We start from the raw sequence: 18,821 nt of genomic DNA, 5'->3' as shown, positions 1-18,821 counted from the left end.
GATAACGGTGGCTGTGACCACCCTCGCCGTGACGCGCCCGCAAGGGTAGCGCAGTCAGCACCTACAGCGGAAATTTGGTGTCCGTGAGCTGCTCAGATAGTTCCCACAGCGCGGTCGCTTTCTTCGCGCTGCGGGCCAGCGGGCTGCGAAATGCAGTGAGCCCCGTCGATCCCCGCATGGCGAACCGCGGGCCGACGAAGCTGTTGCCCGGCAGATCTTGCGACACCGCGTACAGCGTTTGGCGCGCGCCGAAGTCGGCCGTGGTGGCGAAGAACTGGTTGCCGGCATCCCAGATTTTGGTGCCCATCCGGTTGCCGGTCTGGCCCTGCAGGTTGGTCGCCGAGTAGCCGGGATGGGCGACGAGTGCCCTGATCTTCGAGCCGGCCGCGTTCAGCCGGCGCTGCAGCTCGCTGGTGAACAACAGGTTGGCCAGCTTCGACTGCCCGTAGGCCGGCCAGGCGAAATACGGCCGCGACTTCCAGTTCAGGTCGTTGAGGCTGATGTAGCCCAGCAGGTGCATCATCGACGACACCGTCACCACCCGGTCGGTGATCTTCGGCAGCAGCAGATTGGTCAGCGCGAAGTGGCCGAGGTGGTTGGTGCCGATCTGGCTTTCGAACCCGTCGACCGTTTGTGCGTACGGCACGGCCATGATGCCGGCGTTGTTGACAAGCACGTCGAGACCGTCGACGCCGGCCGCGAATTCACGCACCGAGGACAGGTCCTGTAGGTCGAGCTTGCGGACCTCGACGTCGCCGGTCATGGTGGCGGCGGCTTGGGTTCCCTTGTCCACGTTGCGCACCGCGAGGATTGTCTTGGCACCGACGCGGGCCAGTTCGCTCGCGGTCACCAAGCCCAGGCCGCTGTTGGCGCCGGTGACGACGACGGTGCGTCCGGCGAACGACGGCAGATCGGCAGCGGTCCACTCGCTCATGACGCTTACCCTAGATGACCGCGAGCAGACGCAAAACTGACCCAATCCGCCGGAAAATGGGCAGTTTTGCGTCTGCTCGGCATAACTACTTGGGCGGTGCGCCTGGCAGCGCGACGTTGAATCCGCCGATGACGGCTTCGATGTCGGACGCCTCCTCGGCGGCCTTCTCCGCATACCCCGTCACCGTGAACTGAACGAGATACCGCTGATTCGCCGGCGGCGCGCCCGTCGGGATGACGACGCGGTTGTAGCTGTGCATGCGACGGCCATTGAGGTCGTAGCTGCCCTCGATCATCGATGACGGGAAGCCGTGCCAGTTGTCAGTCGAGGCGTTGAGCCGCTTGAAGTTCTGCGATAGTTCGGCGTCGGCGTAGCCATGCTTGATGGCCTCGTTCACGTCGAAGTTGCCGTTCAGTTTGAACACCATCAGCATCGCGGTGGGGTAGGTGTCGCCCTTGGCGACCACGCGCGTGCCCGGCGACAGATTCGGGTTGCTGTAACCCTGCCAGCCCTTCGGCTGCGGCATCGTCACCGTCAGATCGGTGAGCTTGTCGGGTGCGATGGGGTCACCGGTGACGCCGACGCTCTCGAGGTACTGCGCGATGGGCACCGGCGCCTCGGCGCTCGTCGAGGGAGCCGTCGTGGTCGCCGACGTCGACCAAACTGATTGGTAGTCAGGGCTTTCCGCGCCGCAACCCGTCGCGGCGAGAAGCACCAGCGCGACCACCGCGCCTCGGCGCAATCTCACAAAATCTCTCGGACCGCGTCTATCGGCCGGGCCAGCCGGGTGCCTTTGGGGGTCACGACGAACGGTCGCTCGATCAGGATTGGATTCTCGGCCATCGCATCGAGCAGTTCGTCGTCGCCGGCGTCGGCGAGGTTCAGTTCTGCGTACAGCGGCTCACGCTTGCGCACCGCGGTGCGGACATCGATACCGGCGTCCTTGATCATCTTGACCAGCTCATCGCGCGATGGCGGCGTCTTCAAGTACTGGATGACGGTGGGTTCGATGCCGTTGTCCCGCAACAAGTCCAGCGTCTTACGCGACGTCGAACAGCGCGGATTGTGATAGATGACGCTGTCCGCCACTACGCCGACCCGTCGAAAAGGCCTGTCACCGAGCCGTTTTCGAACACGGCACGAATCGTGCTGGCCAGCAGCGGCGCAATCGACAGCACGGTCAGCTGCGGGAACTGCTTGTCCTCACCGATCGGCAGGGTGTTCGTGACGATGACCTCGCGCGCACCGCACTCGGCCAGCCGCTGCGGGGCCGGGTCCGACAGCACACCGTGTGTCGCGGCGATGATGACGTCGCCCGCACCGTCGTCCTTCAGCAACTTGACCGCGCCCGCAATCGTGCCGCCGGTGTCGATCATGTCGTCGGTGAGGATGCAGGTCTTGCCCTTGACGTCGCCGACGACACGGTTGGACTTCACCTGGTTGGGCACCAGCGGGTCACGCGTCTTGTGGATGAAGGCCAGCGGTACTCCGCCCAACGCGTCGGCCCACTTCTCGGCGACCCGGACACGGCCGGAGTCGGGGGAGACGACGACCATGTCGTGGTCGGCGTAGTTCTCGGCGATGTGGCCGCACAGCAGGTTCTGCGCCCGCATGTGATCCACCGGCCCGTCGAAGAAGCCCTGGATCTGGTCGGTGTGCAGGTCCACCGTCACGATGCGGTCGACGCCGGCGGTCTTGAGCAGGTCGGCGACCAGCCGCGCCGAGATCGGCTCGCGGCCGCGGTGCTTCTTGTCCTGCCGGGCATACGGATAGAACGGCAGGATCGCGGTGATCCGCTTGGCGCTGCCGCGTTTGAGCGCGTCGATCATGATCAGCTGTTCCATCAGCCACTGGTTCAGTGGCCAAGGATGCGACTGCAGCACGAAAGCGTCGCAGCCACGGACCGATTCATCGAAACGGACGAAGATCTCGCCGTTCGCAAAGTCGCGAGCGGTTTGCGCGGTGACCGGGACGTCGAGCTCCTTGGCCACCTGCTCGGCCAACTCAGGGTGCGCGCGACCCGAGAAGAGCATCAAATTCTTGCGGTTGTCGGTCCACTCGGTGCCCACGGTGCCCTCATTGCTCGGGGATCGATACGGCCTAATCGTACGGGTTGCCGGAATGCCAACAACGGGCAACCGGCTCACGACTTGCGATCGTCTTCGGACTCCGCTTGTTCGCCAGCGGCGCGGCGGGCAGCTTTATCGGCTTCGGATCCGGGCCGCTTGCGCGAAACCCAGCCCTCGACGTTGCGCTGCGGCCCCGCCGATACGGCCAACGCTCCCGGCGGCACGTCCTCACGCACCACTGTGCCCGCGCCGGTATACGCGCCGTCGCCGACATTGACCGGCGCGACGAACATGGTGTCGGACCCGGTTCGCACATGCGAGCCGATCGTGGTGCGGCTCTTGTTCTCTCCGTCGTAGTTGACGAACACGCTCGACGCGCCGATGTTGCTGTGCTCGCCGATATCCGCGTCGCCGACGTAGGTCAGGTGCGGCACCTTCGTGCCGGTGCCGATGGTGGAGTTCTTCGTCTCGACGAACGCGCCGAGCTTGCCGTCGGCGCCCAGCACGGTGCCCGGGCGCAGATAAGCGAACGGCCCGACGGCCGCGCCGTCACCGATCGTCGACTGGCCGCCGTGGGTGCGTACCACCGCCGCCTCGTCGCCGACGACGACGTCGGTCAGCGTGGTGTCCGGGCCGATCTGGCAGCGTCTCCCGACCGCAGTGGTGCCCAGCAGCTGCGTGCCGGGATGGACGACGGTGTCGCGCCCGATGGTCACGTCGACGTCGATCCAGGTAGTCGCCGGGTCGGTGATCGTCACACCGGCCCGCTGATGCGCGGCGACGATGCGGCGGTTGAGCTCGGCGCCCAACTCGGCCAGCTGGACCCGGTCGTTGACACCGGCGACCAGTGCGGAGTCGTCGACGTGCTGTGCCCGCACGATGTGGCCGTCGGAGCGCACGATCGCGATCACGTCGGTGAGGTAGAGCTCCTGCTGGGCGTTGTCCGACCGCAGCCGGCTCAGCGCCGAGCGCAGCGCCGCGATGTCGAACGCGTAGACACCAGCGTTGACCTCTGTGATGGCCTGCTGCGACGGGCTGGCGTCGGCCTGCTCGACGATGCCGATGACCTCACCGTCCTGGGTGCGTAGGACGCGGCCGTAGCCGGTCGGGTCGGCCAGCGTGGTGGTGAGCACGGTCGCTGCGGCCGGCGCGGCGGCATGGGTGGCGATCAGGTCGGCCAGCGTGTCGGCGTCCAGCAGCGGGACGTCGCCCGAGGTCACGACGACAAGGCCGGCAAAGTCGTCGGGCAGGGCCGACAGTCCGCAGCCGACGGCGTGCCCGGTGCCGAGCTGTTGGTCCTGCACCGCGATGTCGATGCTGCGGCCAAGGTCACCGGCCAGCTGCTCGACCGCCGGAGCGACGCGTTCCCGGTCCTTACCGACGATCACGACAAGGTGCTGCGGCGCCACTTCGGCGACCGCGTGCAGTGCGTGCGCCAGCATGCTGCGCCCCGCCAAGGTGTGCAGCACCTTGGGGGTATCCGATCGCATGCGGGTGCCGGCCCCGGCCGCCAGGACCAGGACCGCGGCCTCGCCACGCTGGTTGGTCACGCTCCGTCGCCAGGACTCGAACCTGAACTATCTGAACCAAAATCAGAGGTGCTGCCGATTACACCACGACGGACTGATCAACTCGTGATGCTAGTCGAATGCGCCGATGGGCCCGATCCGCCGTTCACTCTGCGCCCTGGGCGCAAAAGTGCGAGTACTTCGCGCCGCCACCGCAGCGGCAACGCCGAAAGATACGCTGAAGGGCGTGCCAGCGCCCGAGAAGGAAGTGCGTGCGCCCCGAGCCAGGATGACCGGCACGGAGCGGCGCCACCAGCTCATCGACGTCGCACGGACGCTGTTCGCGGAGCGCGGATACGAGGGCACGTCGATCGAGGAGATCGCCCAGCGCGCCAATGTGTCCAAACCCGTCGTCTACGAGCATTTCGGCGGCAAGGAAGGGCTCTACGCCGTCGTGGTCGACCGCGAGATGTCGGCGTTGCTCGACGGCATCACATCCTCGCTGACCAGGATGACCAACAATCGGTCGCGGCTGCGTATCGAGCGGGTCGCGCTGGCGCTGCTGACCTACGTCGATGAACGCACCGACGGTTTCCGCATCCTTATTCGTGACTCCCCGGCGGCCATCACGTCGGGCAGCACCTACTCCACGCTGCTCAACGAGGCCGTCAACCAGGTGTCGTCGATCCTGGCCGGTGACTTCTCCCGCCGCGGCCTCGACCCCGATATGGCGCCGCTGTACGCCCAGGCGCTCGTGGGTTCGGTGTCGATGACCGCACAGTGGTGGCTCGACGTGCGCGAGCCGAAGAAAGAAGTGGTGGCCGCGCATCTGGTGAATCTGTGTTGGAACGGGCTGATGCACCTCGAGGACGACCCGCAGCTGCTCGACGAGTGATTTGCCCGCTCCGACAACCACTTCGGTAGCCGGCGGCGAGCCGCCGATTCGTCTCCTGCCTAGGATGGACGCATCATGACCGCATCGGGGATCGCCCATGTCCAGACCCCGATCGCGGGGCTGGTTGACCTGGCGCTGCGAGATCCCTCTTTACAAGACGCCGCGCGCCGGGCCGCCGACAGACTCGTCGACCTTGCCCTCGTCGGCCCGGCTGCCGCCCGGGTCTTCGTCGCGGCCGCGCTGGCGCAGGCCGGTCCGCTGCTCGTGGTCACCGCGACCGGGCGCGAAGCCGACGACCTGACCGCCGAATTGCGCGGCGTGTTCGGGGACGCCGTCGCGATGTTCCCGTCGTGGGAGACGCTGCCGCACGAGCGGCTCTCGCCAGGCGTCGACACCGTTGGCGCACGGCTGATGCTGCTGCGCCGGCTCGCCCAACCCGACGACGAACGCCTCGGGCCGCCACTGCGGGTCGTGGTCACGACGACGCGGTCGCTGCTGCAGCCGATGGCCCCCGACGTGGCGGATATCGAGCCGGTGACACTGGCCCTCGGCGCGGAGGCGACATTCGATGCCGTCATCGCGCGGCTCGTCCATCTGGCCTACACCCGCGTCGATATGGTCGGCAAGCGCGGCGAATTCGCGGTCCGCGGCGGCATCCTCGATGTCTTCCCCCCGACCGCCGAGCATCCGGTGCGCGTCGAGTTCTGGGGCGACGAAGTCTCCGAAATGCGGATGTTCTCCGTGGCCGATCAGCGCTCCATCGCCGAGATCGCCGTCGACCATCTTATTGCGGTGCCGTGCCGCGAAGTGCTGCTCACCGACGACGTCCGCGACGTGGCCGCCAAGCTGGCCGCCGAGCACCCGGTGCAGGAGAACAGCGTGCCGGGCAGCGTGCCCGACATGCTGGCCAAGCTGGCCGAGGGCATCCCGGTCGACGGTATGGAGGCCCTGCTGCCGCTGCTTCGGCCCACCGACTTGACGACCCTGTCGGCCCACCTGCCTGACGGAACCCCGCTGCTGATCTGCGACCCGGAGAAGGTCCGCACCCGCGCCGCCGACCTGATCAAGACCGGCCGTGAATTCCTCGAAGCCTCGTGGTCGACGGCGGCAGTCGGTGGCGACGTGCCGATCGACATCGAGGCGCTTGGCGCGTCAGGATTCGTCGACCTCGACGACGCCCGCGCCTCGGCCCGCGAGGGCGGTCACCCGTGGTGGACGCTGTCGCAGTTGAGCGATGAGTCGGCGCTGGAGCTGAACATCCGGCCCGCGCCGTCGGCGCGCAGGGCGCAGCCCAACCCAGACTTTCAAGCCGAGATCTTCGCGATGCTGCGCGCCCACGTCGCTACCGGTGGCTATGCCGCCGTCGTCACCCCCGGCACCGGCACCGCGCACCGCGTCATCGAGCAACTGGGTGAATCCGACATTCCCGCAACCTTTTTGGAGGGCGGCGCAACGCCTAAGGAGGGCGTCGTCGGTGTGCTCAAGGGCCCGCTGCACGACGGCGTGGTGATCGGTGGAGCCAACCTCGTCGTGATCACCGAAACCGACCTGACCGGCAATCGTGCCACCGCCACTGAAGGCAAGCGGCTGGCCGCCAAGCGCCGCAACGTCGTCGACCCGCTGGCGCTGACCGCGGGCGATCTGGTGGTGCACGACCAGCACGGCATCGGCCGGTTCGTCGAAATGACCGAGCGGGTGGTCGGCGGTGCCCGCCGCGAATACCTGGTGCTGGAATACGCGTCGGCCAAACGCGGCGGCGGGTCGGACCGGCTCTACGTCCCGATGGACTCCCTGGACCAGCTGTCCCGATATGTCGGCGGTGAGTCACCGACCTTGAGCCGCCTCGGCGGCAGCGACTGGACCAACACGAAAAGCCGCGCGCGCAGTGCCGTCAGGGAGATCGCCGCGGAGCTGGTGTCGCTGTACGCCAAGCGGCAGGCGTCGGCGGGCCACGCGTTCGGCCCCGACACCCCGTGGCAGGCCGAGATGGAGGACGCGTTCGGCTTCACCGAGACCGTCGACCAGATGACCGCGATCACCGAGGTCAAGTCCGACATGGAAAAGCCGGTCCCGATGGACCGGGTGATCTGCGGCGACGTCGGCTACGGCAAGACCGAGATCGCGGTGCGGGCGGCGTTCAAGGCGGTGCAGGACGGCAAACAGGTGGCGGTGCTGGTGCCGACGACACTGCTGGCCGACCAGCATCTGCAAACCTTCTCCGAGCGGATGGCCGGCTTCCCGATCACGGTCAAGGGGCTCTCGCGGTTCACCGACCCGGCCGAGTCGCGTGCCGCGCTCGACGGCATGAAGGATGGCAGCGTCGACATCGTGATCGGCACGCACCGGCTGCTGCAGACCGGTGTGACCTGGAAAGACCTCGGCCTGGTCGTGGTCGACGAGGAGCAGCGGTTCGGCGTCGAGCACAAGGAGCACATCAAGTCGATGCGCACCCATGTCGACGTGCTGACGATGAGCGCCACCCCGATTCCGCGCACGCTGGAGATGAGCCTGGCCGGGATTCGCGAGATGTCGACGATCCTGACTCCGCCCGAGGAGCGCTACCCGGTGCTCACCTACGTCGGGCCGCACGACGACAAGCAGGTCGCAGCGGCCTTGCGACGGGAAATGCTGCGCGACGGGCAGGCCTTCTACATCCACAACCGGGTGCGGTCGATCGACCAGGCCGCCGCCAAGGTGCGCCAGCTGGTGCCGGAGGCGCGCGTCGTCGTCGCGCACGGGCAGATGCCCGAGGAGCAGCTGGAGCGCACGGTCGAGGGCTTCTGGAACCGTGAATACGACATTTTGGTGTGCACGACGATCGTCGAGACGGGTCTGGACATCTCCAACGCGAACACGTTGATCGTCGAGCGCGCCGACACCTTCGGCCTCTCGCAGCTACATCAGTTGCGTGGCCGCGTCGGCCGCAGCCGCGAGCGTGGCTACGCCTATTTCCTGTATCCACCCGAGGCGCCGTTGACAGAGACGGCTTACGACCGGCTCGCGACGATCGCCCAAAACAACGAGCTCGGCGCGGGCATGGCCGTCGCGATGAAAGATCTCGAGATCCGAGGCGCAGGCAACGTCCTCGGCGCTGAGCAATCCGGCCACGTCGCAGGCGTCGGATTCGACCTGTACGTCCGGCTGGTCGGCGAGGCCGTCGAGGCGTATCGCGCGGCGGCCGACGGGAAAACCGTTACGTCCGTTGAGGAACCGAAGGATGTACGAATCGACCTTCCGGTCGACGCGCATCTGCCACCGGACTACATTGCCAGCGACCGGCTGCGGCTGGAGGGGTATCGGCGGTTGGCCGCGGCTGCGGACGACGCCGCGGTGGACGCCGTCATCGAAGAGCTGATCGACCGATATGGGCCGCTGCCTTCGGCGGCGCAGCGATTGGTTGCTGTAGCGCGGCTGCGATTGCTGCTCCGCCACTACGGGATCACCGAAATCAGCGCGATATCCGAGTCGACACTGCGGCTGTCGCCGCTGCCGTTGGCCGATTCGCAGCAACTACGCCTCAAGCGGATGTACCCGGGTGCGAACTACCGGGCGACGACGACGACGGTACAGGTGCCGATCCCTCGCGCGGGTTCCGGCGTTGGGGCACCGCGGATTCGTGATCTTGAACTCCTGGCAATGGTGGCCGGGTTGGTGTTGGCCCTCGATGGGAAACCCCTGGAAGGTGTTGATATAACGAAATTCGGAGGTGGGGAAATGAGTGACAAGCGACGGGCGACATGACAGTCGTCCTGGTCGATCCTCGCCGCCCTTCGCTGGTTCCCGTCGAGGCGATTGACTTGCTGACCGGTGACGTTCAATACACCGAGGAGATGCCAGTCAAGGTGCCGTGGTCGCTACCCGCGGCCCGCCCGGCATATGACGGTGATGACGCCCCGGTGTTGCTGTCGTCCGATCCTGATCATCCTGCAGTGAAGTCACGTCTGGCCGCCGGCGACCGACTGATCGCGGCGCCCGAGGCTGCGCCGGGCGAGCGACTGGTCGACGCGGTGGCGATGATGGACAAGCTGCGTACCTCTGGGCCGTGGGAAAGCGAGCAAACGCATGACTCGCTGCGCCGCTATCTGCTGGAGGAGACCTACGAGGTGTTCGACGCCGTGCACAGCGGGAACGCCGACGAGCTGCGTGAGGAGCTCGGAGACGTGTTGCTGCAGGTGCTGTTTCACGCGCGCATCGCCGAGGACGCGCCGCAGCACCCGTTCACCATTGACGACGTCGCCGACTCGCTGGTGCGAAAGCTCGGTAACAGGGTGCCCGCCGTGCTTGCGGGGGAGCCGATCTCACTGGATGAGCAGCTGGCTCAGTGGGAGGAGCGCAAGGCCTTAGAGAAGTCGAGGAACTCGTCGATCGACGATGTACCGACCGCGCAGCCCGCATTGGCATTGGCGCAGAAGGTTATTGAGCGAGTGTCGGCTGCCGGGTTGCCGGCGGATCTGATCCCGGAATCGATGACGTCGGTCAGTGTGGCCGCGCACTTTGACGCGGAGAATGCCTTGCGGTCATCGGTTTTGGAGTTCATGGACACCGTGCGTCGCGTCGAGCATGTGATCGCGGCGGGACGTCGCGGCGAGGACGTCCCCGAGGAACTGGACGTCGCGCAGCTCGGTCAGGTCACCGAGGATGAGTGGCGAGCGTACTGGCCGTCTGCCGCCGCGCCCGAAGCCGACGATGCCCAGGCCGAAGACACCGCGCCTGCGCCCGATCGCATCCCGGAGCCGACGCCGGCTGATGTTCCGGAGCCAGGTCCGGTGGACGTGCCCGAACCCTCGCCGGTCGAAGTGCCCGAGCAGTCGCCCGAAGACGATTCGACCGGGGAGGCCTCGACCGAAGAGGATTCGGTCGAGGACGCCGAGGGCGAGTCGCGCGAGACGCCCGACGCGAAGTTCACCGCTTAGGCAGCGGAAACACCCTCAGTCGAACAGCGTCGAACCCCAGTAGGCCGACGAGTCACCCTCCCGCAGCCCCGGCGGGCACGCGAAAACAGCTGTGCCCGTATGGAAGATGTACTCGTTGAGCGCGTCGCCCGACATCTGCGCAAGCACCGGAATGAAGTTCGTGGTGGGGCTCCGCACGAACGCGATGAAGAACAGCCCGGCATCGAGGTGCCCGAAGCCGTCGGAACCGTCGGTGAAGTTGTAGCCGCGGCGCAGCATCTTCACCCCGCCGACATGTTCGGGTGCCACCAACCGGATATGCGCGTCGACATCGACCAGCGGTGTGCCCTTGGCGTCCTTGATATCGAAGTCCACTTGTGCGAACTCATCGTCGTAACCGTTGGGCGCGCCGCTGCCCTTGTGCCTGCCGATCACCCGCTCCTGCTCGAGCAGCGTGGTGCGGTCCCACGCCTCGATGCGATTTCGGATGCGCCGCGTCACCAGGTAGGTACCGCCGGCCAGCCAGTCAGGCCCGTCACCCTTCTGAACCCAGACATTCTTGTCCAGGACTTCGGTGTCCTCGGCCTTGATGTTGTTCGTTCCGTCCTTGAACCCGAGCATGTTTCGCGGGGTGGACTGTGCACGTGTGGTTGAGGATGTCCGACCGAACCCGAGTTGCGAATACCGCACCGCGACTGTGCCGAACCCGACGCGGGCCAGGTTGCGGATGGCGTGCACGGCGACCTGAGGGTCATGCGCGCACGCCTGCACGCAGATGTCGCCCCCGCACTTGGCGGGATCGAGGATCTCGTTGGTGAACTTCGGCAGATCGGCCAACCCGGCGGGGCGCTGAGAAGCGATCCCGAACCTGTCCTTGCCGTCCTTGACGAAGAACGACGGACCAAACCCGATCGTCAGCGTCAACGCCGACGCAGGCAACCCGAGTGCCTCGCCCGTATCGTCCGGCGGCGCATAGGGATTGCCCCCGATAGCACCGTCCGGCACCGCATCATGGCCCTGCGTCATCCGCTCGGCCATCTCGGTCCACTGCTTGAGTAAAGCGATGACGTCGTCGCGGTTGTCAGTGGTGACGTCGAAGGAGCAGAAGTGCATCCGGTCCTGCTGCGGCGTAGTGATGCCCGCCTGGCGCTCGCCGCGGAACGGAACCGGTTGGTCCAGTCCGCCGAACTCCGCGCTGGCCGCCGACGCCCGGCCGGCAAGTGCGCCCGCACCCGCAGCACCGACCACCGCGGCGGTCACTCCCGCCGCGCCGAACAGCTTGCGACGCGACAGGCCTGCGCGCGGCGGATCCGGTTCCGTCACAGGATCATTGGGGAGCGATGACACCTTGCACCTGACTTACTTCCTTCGACAGGCCGTCGATGGCACGCGACAGCTCCTGGCGCTGCGGCTCGGTCACCTTGTCATAGGACACGAAACCGTCACCCTGACGGTATTTTTCGAGCAGCGCCTCGACCTCGGCGAACCGCTGGTCCACCTTCTTGCCGAGTTCGGCGTTGCGCTCATCGAGGATCGGCCGCACCGAGGCGACCGCCGTCTGCGAACCCTCGACGTTGGCCTTGAAGTCCCACAGGTCGGTGTGGCTGAAGATGTCCTCTTCGCCGCTGATCTTGCTGGACGAGACCTCGTCGAGCAGGCCCTGCGCACCGCCGGCGATCTGGGTGGAGTCGATCTTGTAGTCGGGGGCCTTTACGCCGTCGTTCAGTTCTTTGACATCGGCCATCAGCTGGTCGGCCATCGCGTTGCTGTCGGGCTGCAGTCCCGTGACCCACAGGTCTTTCTCCAACCGGTGGAAGCCGGTCCACTTCTGCCCGGGCTCCAGGTCGGCCTCGCGCTGGTCGATACGGGGATCGAGGTCATTGGGGAACGACTCGGCCACCGGCTCAATGCGCTCGTAGTAGGTGCGGGCGATCGGGTACTGCGCCTTTGCGCCGGCGACGTCGCCCTTCTTGACCGCATCGACGAACACCTGGGTCGCCGCGATGAGCGTGTCGGTCTGGCTGTTCACGTAGCGCTTGTAGCTGTCGGACGCCTCTTTGAATTTGCCCTCGTCGTCGACCTTCACGGCTTCGCCGGTGACCTTGAAGTCCGAGCGGATGCCGTCGCCGACCATGCCCGGCTTGCACGCGGTCTGGTACGTGCCGGGCTCGGCCAGCTGCACGATCAGCTTGCGCTGCAGGCCGGGGGAGATGTTCTCCACCTCGCCCATCACCCGCTCGCCCTCGCCGTAGACGTAGAACTCCGTGACCTTGGTGCCATTGTTGGTAATCACGAAAGTGGCTGGTCCCGTGGAGTTTTCGGTGCCCGACAGCTCGCACGCGTTGTCCGACGCGTTGACGGTGATCTCCGCGGGGCCCTTGCTGTCGCCGGCGGACTTGTCTTCTTTGGCCTGACAGCTCGTCAGCGCGAACGCGGCCAGCGCGGCCGTCAGCGCGGCGAGCGAGGTATGGAACTTCACGTAGTGGACCTTTCGGGTGTGGTGGTGGGTTCGGGTGAAGTCTCGGGTTTGGCCGGCGCCTTGATCGGGCGCACGAAGATCGCCAGCACGATGACGAGGTACGCGAGCCATACCGTCAGCTGCAGCACTGTCGGAGTGGGCGTGACGTTGAAAGCGCCCTGGATGATCTGGCCGTACCAGGACGACCAGTTGAACCACGAGCTGAGGTCGAATGCCTTGCTGCCCAGCCCCGGCAACCAGCCGACGGTCTGCAGCGCGCCGACGCCGTAGGAGAGGATTCCCGCGGCGACGACGATGAGGAAGATCCCGGTGTACTTGAAGAACTTGCCCAGGTTGATCCGCACTGCGCCGACGTACATGCCGTAGGCGATCGCCGCGGCCACCAGCACACCGATCACCAAACCGACCAAGGGCCAAGCGGTTTCGGCCTCGGCGTAGCCGACCATGAACAGCGCGGTCTCCACGCCCTCGCGTCCGACCGCAAGAAACGCCAGGGCCAGTACGGCCAGCGAGCCGGTCTCCAGTGCGCGCGCCATGCCGGTGCGCAGTTCGCCGGACAACCCCGCGGCGGCCGTCCTCATCCAGAGCACCATCGTCGTCACGATCGCCACGGCAATCACAGACGCAATACCGGCGATGGCTTCGGCGCCCAGCCCGCTGATCGTGTAGGCGGAAAATTGAATTGTGAGGAACACCGCGACCGTCATGACGATTGCTGCGGCGACCCCGAGCCAGACCCACTTGAGTGCATCGCGGCGCTGCGCCTTGACCAGAAAGGCCACCAGGATCGTGACGACGATGGCCGCCTCGAGGCCCTCGCGCAGACCAATCAAACCGCTCCCGAACAGCTGCGACGTCACGTTGGGTGCAGCGGCCTGAACGCTGACACCGAAGTCCGTACCGGTAGTCATCAACTTGTCCTCGCTACGCCAGATCTGCACTGTTTGCTTTGGCTTGCCAAACCAAGGTGTGGCTCACCTTAGCAGTGCTCGGGTCGGCACGGTACACGCCCGGCGGAGGTTGTCGATCCAGTCGAAACGCGTGGGACGATGGCAATGACCAGAGTGGGTTTGAGGGAGTCCGGTGTCGCCAGTGCGTTGGCTGCGGGCTGTCGCGGTGATCGGGGCGACAGCGCTGCTGATGGCTTCGAGTTGTTCGTGGCAATTGGGCACCCCGATCCCTGACGGTGTGCCGCCGCCCGCGGGCGCTCCGGTGCCCAAGATCGACACCCACGCCAAGGGCAGGCCCGCCGATCAGCTGCACGAATGGGCCGCTGAACGCGCGCCGGCGCTCGGCATGCCAGTCGAGGCGCTGGAGGCCTACGCGTACGCTGCGCGCGTCGCCGAGGTGGAGAACCCGAACTGTCATCTCGCGTGGACAACGCTGGCCGGAATCGGTCAGGTGGAAAGCCACAGTGGCACCTATCGCGGCGCGGTCATCGCCCGGAATGGCGACGTGACCCCGCCCATCCGCGGAGTTCGCCTCGACGGTACGAACGGCAACCTGGAGATCGTCGACAACGACGGCGGCCACCTCGACGGCGACCCGGAGTACGCCCGCGCGATGGGGCCGATGCAGTTCATCCCCGAGACGTGGCGGCTCTACGGCGTCGACGCCAACAACGACGGCATCATCAGCCCGGACAATTTCGACGACGCGGCGCTGTCGGCTGCCGGCTATCTGTGCTGGCGCGGCAAGGACATGGCCACACCGCGCGGCTGGATGAACGCGCTGCGCGCCTACAACCTGTCCGACCAGTACGCCCGCACCGTGCGGGACTGGGCGACGGCCTACGCCGACGGACACCCCCTCTAAACACGCCGCGCCTACGCCCACGCTCTAGGCTCAACGTCGAGTCCCAGGCCCGTGCAGTTCAAGACCAAGGAGGCGCCAGTGCCCATCATCGAGCAGGTCGGAGCCCGAGAGATCCTCGACTCGCGTGGCAACCCGACGGTCGAGGTCGAGGTGGCCCTGCTGGACGGCACATTCGCGCGCGCCGCCGTGCCGTCGGGCGCGTCCACCGGCGAGCATGAGGCCGTCGAACTGCGCGACGGCGGGGCCCGCTACGGCGGCAAGGGCGTCGACAAGGCTGTGCAGGCCGTGCTCGACGAGATCGCGCCGGCCGTCATCGGGCTCAGCGCCGATGATCAGCGGCTGGTCGACCAGGCGCTCGTCGACCTCGACGGCACCCCGGACAAGTCTCGGCTGGGCGCCAACTCGATCCTCGGAGTTTCGCTCGCGGTGGCCAAGGCCGCCGCGGAGTCGGCCGCGCTGCCGTTGTTCCGCTACCTCGGCGGGCCCAACGCCCACATCCTGCCGGTGCCGATGCTGAACATCCTCAACGGCGGCGCGCACGCCGACACCGGCGTCGACGTACAGGAGTTCATGGTCGCGCCGATCGGTGCGCCCAACTTCAAGGAGTCGCTGCGGTGGGGCGCCGAGGTGTATCACTCGCTGAAGTCGGTGCTCAAGCAGCAGGGGCTGGCCACCGGACTTGGCGACGAGGGAGGGTTCGCGCCCGACGTTGCCGGCACCAAGGCCGCATTGGACCTGATCCTGAGCGCCATCGAGGCCACCGGTTTGAAGCCGGGCTCCGACGTCGCCCTGGCGCTCGACGTCGCCGCCACCGAATTCTTCACCGCGGGAACGGGTTACAGCTTCGAGCAGGAGACCCGCACCGCCGAGCAGATGTCGGAGTTCTACGCCGGCTTGATCGATTCGTATCCGCTGGTGTCGATCGAGGACCCACTCTCGGAGGACGACTGGGACGGCTGGGTGGCGCTGACGACCGCGATCGGTGACCGCGTCCAGCTGGTCGGCGACGACCTGTTCGTCACGAACCCTGAGCGTCTCGAAGAGGGCATCGACAAGGGCGCCGCCAACGCACTTTTGGTGAAGGTAAACCAGATCGGCACGCTCACCGAGACACTGGACGCGGTGGCCCTGGCGCACAACAGCGGCTACCGCACGATGATGAGCCACCGCAGCGGCGAGACCGAGGACACCACGATCGCCGACCTTGCCGTCGCGGTGGGCAGCGGCCAGATCAAGACCGGCGCACCGGCTCGTAGCGAGCGGGTAGCCAAGTACAACCAGCTGCTGCGCATCGAGGAGACCCTCGGTGACGCCGCCCGGTACGCGGGCGACCTGGCGTTCCCGCGCTTTTCGGTCGGCGATGAGCCGCTTGCGCGAAGAGCGGACAGCGAGGCCAAATAGCCTGTGCCCGAAGCGAAACGGCCCGATCCGAAGCGACGGTCCCCGGCGCCCCGGCCGCGAGGAGCGGCACCGGCGCGTCGGCAGCCGCGCGCGGCCGAGTCGAAGCCGACGCAGGAGACCCAGGAGACCAGGACGCCGGACGCCATCCGGGAATCGATCGTGGTGTCGGCCGAGCAGCAGTCCGAGCAGCGATTCGGCTCGGCGGCGCGGCGGGCCGCGATCCTTGCCGCACTCATCTGTGTGCTGACCCTGACCATCGCAGGTCCGGTGCGCACGTATTTCGCGCAGCGTACGGAGATGAAGCAGCTCGAGGCCACCGAGGCGCAGCTGCGCGGGCAGATCGCCGATCTCGAACAGCAGAAGGTCAAGCTCGGCGATCCGGTGTTCATCGCGGCGCAGGCACGGGAGCGGCTGGGCTTCGTGATGCCCGGCGACATTCCGTACCAGGTCCAGCTGCCGGCCAACGGCGCGATACCGGGTACGCCAGGCGCCGATGCACCGGCGAAGAACCCCGACGAGCCGTGGTACACGTCGCTGTGGCACACGATCGCCGATGCGCCGCATGGTGTTTCGCCCACCATCGCGCCCGACGCGCCACCCGCTGTGCCGCCAAGTGCGCCTGCCCCCGGTGGTTGACGCGGCCGATCTGGACGCCGTGGCGCGGCAATTGGGTCGCGAGCCCCGCGGCGTGCTCGAGATCGCTTACCGGTGCCCGAACGGCCAGCCCGGCGTCGTGAAGACGGCGCCGAGACTGCCCGACGGAACACCGTTTCCGACGCTGTACTACCTGACCCATCCGGGGCTCACCGCAGCGGCCAGCAGACTGGAATCGGAAGGTCTGATGCGCGACATGACCGAACGGCTGGGTCAGGACCAGGAACTGGCCGCGGCATATCGGCGGGCGCACGAGTCGTATCTGGCCGAGCGCGACGCGATAGAACCGCTTGGCACAACGTTTTCCGGCGGCGGCATGCCCGACCGGGTCAAGTGTCTGCATGTGCTGATCGCGCATTCGCTGGCCAAGGGGCCGGGTGTGAATCCTTTGGGGGACGAGGCGCTGGCGGTGTTGGCGGAAGAGCCGGCGATGGCGGGCATCTTGGACAGAAAGAGGTGGACGTGAGCAGGGTCGGCGCCGTCGATTGTGGAACGAACTCGATCCGGCTGTTGATCGCCGACAAGGTCGACGGCCGGCTGGGCGACGTACATCGCGAAATGCGCATCGTCCGGTTGGGCCAAGGTGTCGACGCCACAGGGCAATTCGCGCCCGATGCGATCGCGCGCACAAAGTCGGCGCTGTGCGATTACGCGGAGTTGATGCGCAGTTATGAGGTGTCCAAGGTGCGGATGGTGGCGACGTCGGCCGCCCGGGACGCCGGTAACCGCGACGAGTTCTTCGCGATGACGGCAGAGGTGCTCGGCACCGTCATCGCGGGCACGGTGGCCGAGGTGATCACCGGCACCGAGGAGGCGGCGCTGTCCTTCCACGGCGCGGTCGACGAACTAGACCCTGCGTCAGCGCCTTTCGTGGTCGTGGACCTCGGCGGCGGCTCGACCGAAGTGGTGCTCGGCGAGCGCGATGTGCAGGCCAGTTTCTCCGCCGACATCGGCTGCGTGCGGCTGACCGAGCGATGCCTGCATTCCGACCCGCCGACCGCGGTCGAGATCGCCGCCGCGCGTGAGGTCGTCCGGGAACGGCTGGGGGAGGCGCTGCGTACGGTGCCCGTCGAGCGGGCTCACACGTGGGTGGGGGTGGCCGGCACGATGACCACGATTTCTGCCCTGGCGCAGCAGATGACGACCTACGACTCGGAGGCGATCCACCTGTCGAAGGTCGGGTTCGACGACCTGTTGCGGGTATGCGACGAGCTGATCGGGATGACGCGGCAACAACGCGCGGCGCTCGGGCCGATGCATGAGGGGCGCGTCGACGTCATCGGTGGCGGCGCGATCATCGTCGAGGAGCTGGCGTATGCGCTGGGCCAGCGGGCCGGGATCGATCGGCTGGTGGTCAGCGAGCACGACATCCTCGACGGCATCGCGCTGTCGATCGCCTAGGTCCGCACCTTCGCGCGCCGCTTCGTCGGGTCGTGCTGTCCGGCAAGGGTCACGCCCAGCAGCACCATGCCCGCACCAAGGCCGAAATGCAGCCAGTTGTCGGCCGCGTTGACAGGCATGAAGTTGGCGCTGCTGCCGCCGTCGATGACGATGCCGTACACCCATAGACCCAGGTAGAGCAGCCCTCCGCCGAGGAAGTATGCACGTGCAGCCGCATACGTTCGGGCCATCGCGAGTCCCAGGACGCCGAGGGCCAAATGCATCACGTTGTGGAGGCCGGAGACGGCGAAGACCCCGAACAGCATGGCGCCGGAATGGTGTCCGGCCCAGTCCAGGTGGTCGAAGTCGGTCGTCACACCCGGGATGAAACCGAGGATGCCGACCAGGATGAAGCCGGCACCGACGATCATCGCGGCGCCCTGCACCGCCATGTACTTGGGAGCTGTCACCTTCGCCTCACCTCCCTGGCCTATTGACGCAAGAGAAATACCCCGGCCGTCGCGCGGTTAACCGGGCTGGCGGTCGTCGGGCCGTGTTCCGGGTCACCGACACCGGCGTCGTGGCGTGGCCGAATTGCAGCCAGTTGTCGGCGGTTGCCATCGTCGCCCCTTCTCGAGTACGGGACGATCAAGTACCCAAGAGAACGGTGCGTAAACACGACTGAACCCGCGGCGCCAAGGCCCGCGGTGCTATTTGCTGCTGACAGGCGGCCGTGCCGCCGCGCAGTTACTTCTTAACGTTGCAGTTGGGCGGGTTTCCGCAGTGGTGACCGT

At 66.8% G+C, this 18,821-nt stretch carries 17 protein-coding genes and 1 tRNA gene; 8 read left to right on the top strand and 10 right to left on the bottom strand.

What is annotated here, in order from left to right:
- Positions 1-61 precede the first annotated feature (61 nt).
- From VJV41_RS06085 to VJV41_RS06060, 6 genes are all read right to left on the bottom strand, one after another.
- Entirely contained in the window at positions 62-934 is an 873-nt protein-coding gene (locus tag VJV41_RS06085; RefSeq protein WP_325332144.1) for an oxidoreductase, read from the bottom strand.
- An 85-nt stretch (positions 935-1,019) separates the two neighbouring features.
- Positions 1,020-1,682 carry an LpqN/LpqT family lipoprotein gene (locus tag VJV41_RS06080; protein ID WP_325332142.1) on the bottom strand — a complete coding sequence of 221 codons (663 nt, stop codon included), beginning with the start codon at positions 1,680-1,682 and terminating at the stop codon, positions 1,020-1,022.
- Entirely contained in the window at positions 1,679-2,023 is a 345-nt protein-coding gene (gene arsC / locus VJV41_RS06075) for an arsenate reductase (glutaredoxin) (protein WP_325332140.1), read from the bottom strand. Before arsC ends, VJV41_RS06080 begins: the two co-directional genes overlap by 4 nt.
- Positions 2,023-3,003 (bottom strand): ribose-phosphate diphosphokinase, encoded by a 981-nt coding sequence (locus tag VJV41_RS06070; protein ID WP_325332138.1) that lies wholly within the window; start codon positions 3,001-3,003, stop codon positions 2,023-2,025. The genes arsC and VJV41_RS06070 overlap by 1 nt, the downstream gene beginning before the upstream one ends.
- A 74-nt stretch (positions 3,004-3,077) precedes the next feature.
- A complete protein-coding gene (gene glmU, locus VJV41_RS06065; RefSeq protein ID WP_325332136.1) occupies positions 3,078-4,553 on the bottom strand; it encodes a bifunctional UDP-N-acetylglucosamine diphosphorylase/glucosamine-1-phosphate N-acetyltransferase GlmU in 1,476 nt (491 codons plus the stop codon).
- 1 nt (position 4,554) lies between these two features.
- Positions 4,555-4,626, bottom strand: a tRNA-Gln gene (locus tag VJV41_RS06060).
- A gap of 174 nt (positions 4,627-4,800) precedes the next feature.
- On the opposite strand from VJV41_RS06060, the gene VJV41_RS06055 reads away from it, so the two are divergent.
- From VJV41_RS06055 to VJV41_RS06045, 3 genes are all read left to right on the top strand, one after another.
- The gene (locus VJV41_RS06055) at positions 4,801-5,406 is read left to right on the top strand and encodes a TetR/AcrR family transcriptional regulator (protein WP_325332271.1); all 606 of its coding nucleotides are present in this window, start codon (positions 4,801-4,803) and stop codon (positions 5,404-5,406) included.
- A gap of 75 nt (positions 5,407-5,481) precedes the next feature.
- On the top strand, positions 5,482-9,147 hold the full coding sequence (mfd, locus tag VJV41_RS06050) for a transcription-repair coupling factor (RefSeq protein WP_325332134.1): 3,666 nt from the start codon (positions 5,482-5,484) through the stop codon (positions 9,145-9,147).
- Positions 9,144-10,319, top strand: coding sequence for a nucleoside triphosphate pyrophosphohydrolase (locus VJV41_RS06045; RefSeq protein WP_325332132.1), 1,176 nt, complete (start codon positions 9,144-9,146; stop codon positions 10,317-10,319). Before mfd ends, VJV41_RS06045 begins: the two co-directional genes overlap by 4 nt.
- Before the next feature lie 15 nt (positions 10,320-10,334).
- Here VJV41_RS06045 and efeB read toward each other — a convergent pair whose 3' ends face one another.
- The 3 genes from efeB to efeU are packed head-to-tail and all read right to left on the bottom strand — an operon-like array spanning position 10,335 to position 13,688.
- Positions 10,335-11,645, bottom strand: a complete 1,311-nt coding sequence (gene efeB, locus VJV41_RS06040) for an iron uptake transporter deferrochelatase/peroxidase subunit (protein WP_414684891.1) — start codon at positions 11,643-11,645, stop codon at positions 10,335-10,337.
- A complete protein-coding gene (gene efeO / locus VJV41_RS06035; protein WP_325332128.1) occupies positions 11,626-12,777 on the bottom strand; it encodes an iron uptake system protein EfeO in 1,152 nt (383 codons plus the stop codon). Before efeO ends, efeB begins: the two co-directional genes overlap by 20 nt.
- Entirely contained in the window at positions 12,774-13,688 is a 915-nt protein-coding gene (gene efeU / locus VJV41_RS06030) for an iron uptake transporter permease EfeU (RefSeq protein WP_325332126.1), read from the bottom strand. The genes efeO and efeU overlap by 4 nt, the downstream gene beginning before the upstream one ends.
- Positions 13,689-13,860: 172 nt before the next feature.
- Between efeU and VJV41_RS06025 the strand changes: the two genes are divergently transcribed.
- From VJV41_RS06025 to VJV41_RS06005, 5 genes are all read left to right on the top strand, one after another.
- Positions 13,861-14,592 carry a lytic transglycosylase domain-containing protein gene (locus VJV41_RS06025; protein ID WP_325332124.1) on the top strand — a complete coding sequence of 244 codons (732 nt, stop codon included), beginning with the start codon at positions 13,861-13,863 and terminating at the stop codon, positions 14,590-14,592.
- Positions 14,593-14,670: 78 nt separating this feature from the next.
- The gene (gene eno, locus VJV41_RS06020; protein ID WP_325332122.1) at positions 14,671-15,993 is read left to right on the top strand and encodes a phosphopyruvate hydratase; all 1,323 of its coding nucleotides are present in this window, start codon (positions 14,671-14,673) and stop codon (positions 15,991-15,993) included.
- A gap of 3 nt (positions 15,994-15,996) precedes the next feature.
- Positions 15,997-16,629 (top strand): septum formation initiator family protein, encoded by a 633-nt coding sequence (locus VJV41_RS06015; RefSeq protein ID WP_325332120.1) that lies wholly within the window; start codon positions 15,997-15,999, stop codon positions 16,627-16,629.
- Positions 16,622-17,113, top strand: a complete 492-nt coding sequence (locus VJV41_RS06010; protein WP_325332269.1) for a DUF501 domain-containing protein — start codon at positions 16,622-16,624, stop codon at positions 17,111-17,113. Before VJV41_RS06015 ends, VJV41_RS06010 begins: the two co-directional genes overlap by 8 nt.
- Entirely contained in the window at positions 17,110-18,048 is a 939-nt protein-coding gene (locus VJV41_RS06005) for a Ppx/GppA phosphatase family protein (RefSeq protein WP_325332118.1), read from the top strand. Before VJV41_RS06010 ends, VJV41_RS06005 begins: the two co-directional genes overlap by 4 nt.
- Here the strand turns inward: VJV41_RS06005 and VJV41_RS06000 are convergent.
- The gene (locus VJV41_RS06000; protein WP_325332267.1) at positions 18,045-18,479 is read right to left on the bottom strand and encodes a DUF4383 domain-containing protein; all 435 of its coding nucleotides are present in this window, start codon (positions 18,477-18,479) and stop codon (positions 18,045-18,047) included. The two genes, VJV41_RS06005 and VJV41_RS06000, sit on opposite strands and share 4 nt — an antisense overlap.
- Positions 18,480-18,821 lie beyond the last annotated feature (342 nt).

It is taken from the genome of Mycobacterium sp., assembly GCF_035274705.1.
In the GTDB taxonomy this organism is placed as follows: Bacteria; Actinomycetota; Actinomycetes; order Mycobacteriales; family Mycobacteriaceae; genus Mycobacterium.
The sequence above is the reverse complement of the archived record's forward strand: the minus strand, read 5'-3'. Positions and strand labels throughout refer to the sequence as shown.

Excerpts from the sequence above, each read along its gene's own strand:
- VJV41_RS06085 (WP_325332144.1), bottom strand. The coding sequence starts at position 934 with ATGAGCGAGTGGACCGCTGCCGATCTGCCGTCGTTCGCCGGACGCACC.
- VJV41_RS06055 (WP_325332271.1), top strand. The coding sequence starts at position 4,801 with ATGACCGGCACGGAGCGGCGCCACCAGCTCATCGACGTCGCACGGACG.
- mfd (WP_325332134.1), top strand. The coding sequence starts at position 5,482 with ATGACCGCATCGGGGATCGCCCATGTCCAGACCCCGATCGCGGGGCTG.
- VJV41_RS06045 (WP_325332132.1), top strand. The coding sequence starts at position 9,144 with ATGACAGTCGTCCTGGTCGATCCTCGCCGCCCTTCGCTGGTTCCCGTC.
- efeU (WP_325332126.1), bottom strand. The coding sequence starts at position 13,688 with ATGACTACCGGTACGGACTTCGGTGTCAGCGTTCAGGCCGCTGCACCC.
- VJV41_RS06000 (WP_325332267.1), bottom strand. The coding sequence starts at position 18,479 with ATGGCGGTGCAGGGCGCCGCGATGATCGTCGGTGCCGGCTTCATCCTG.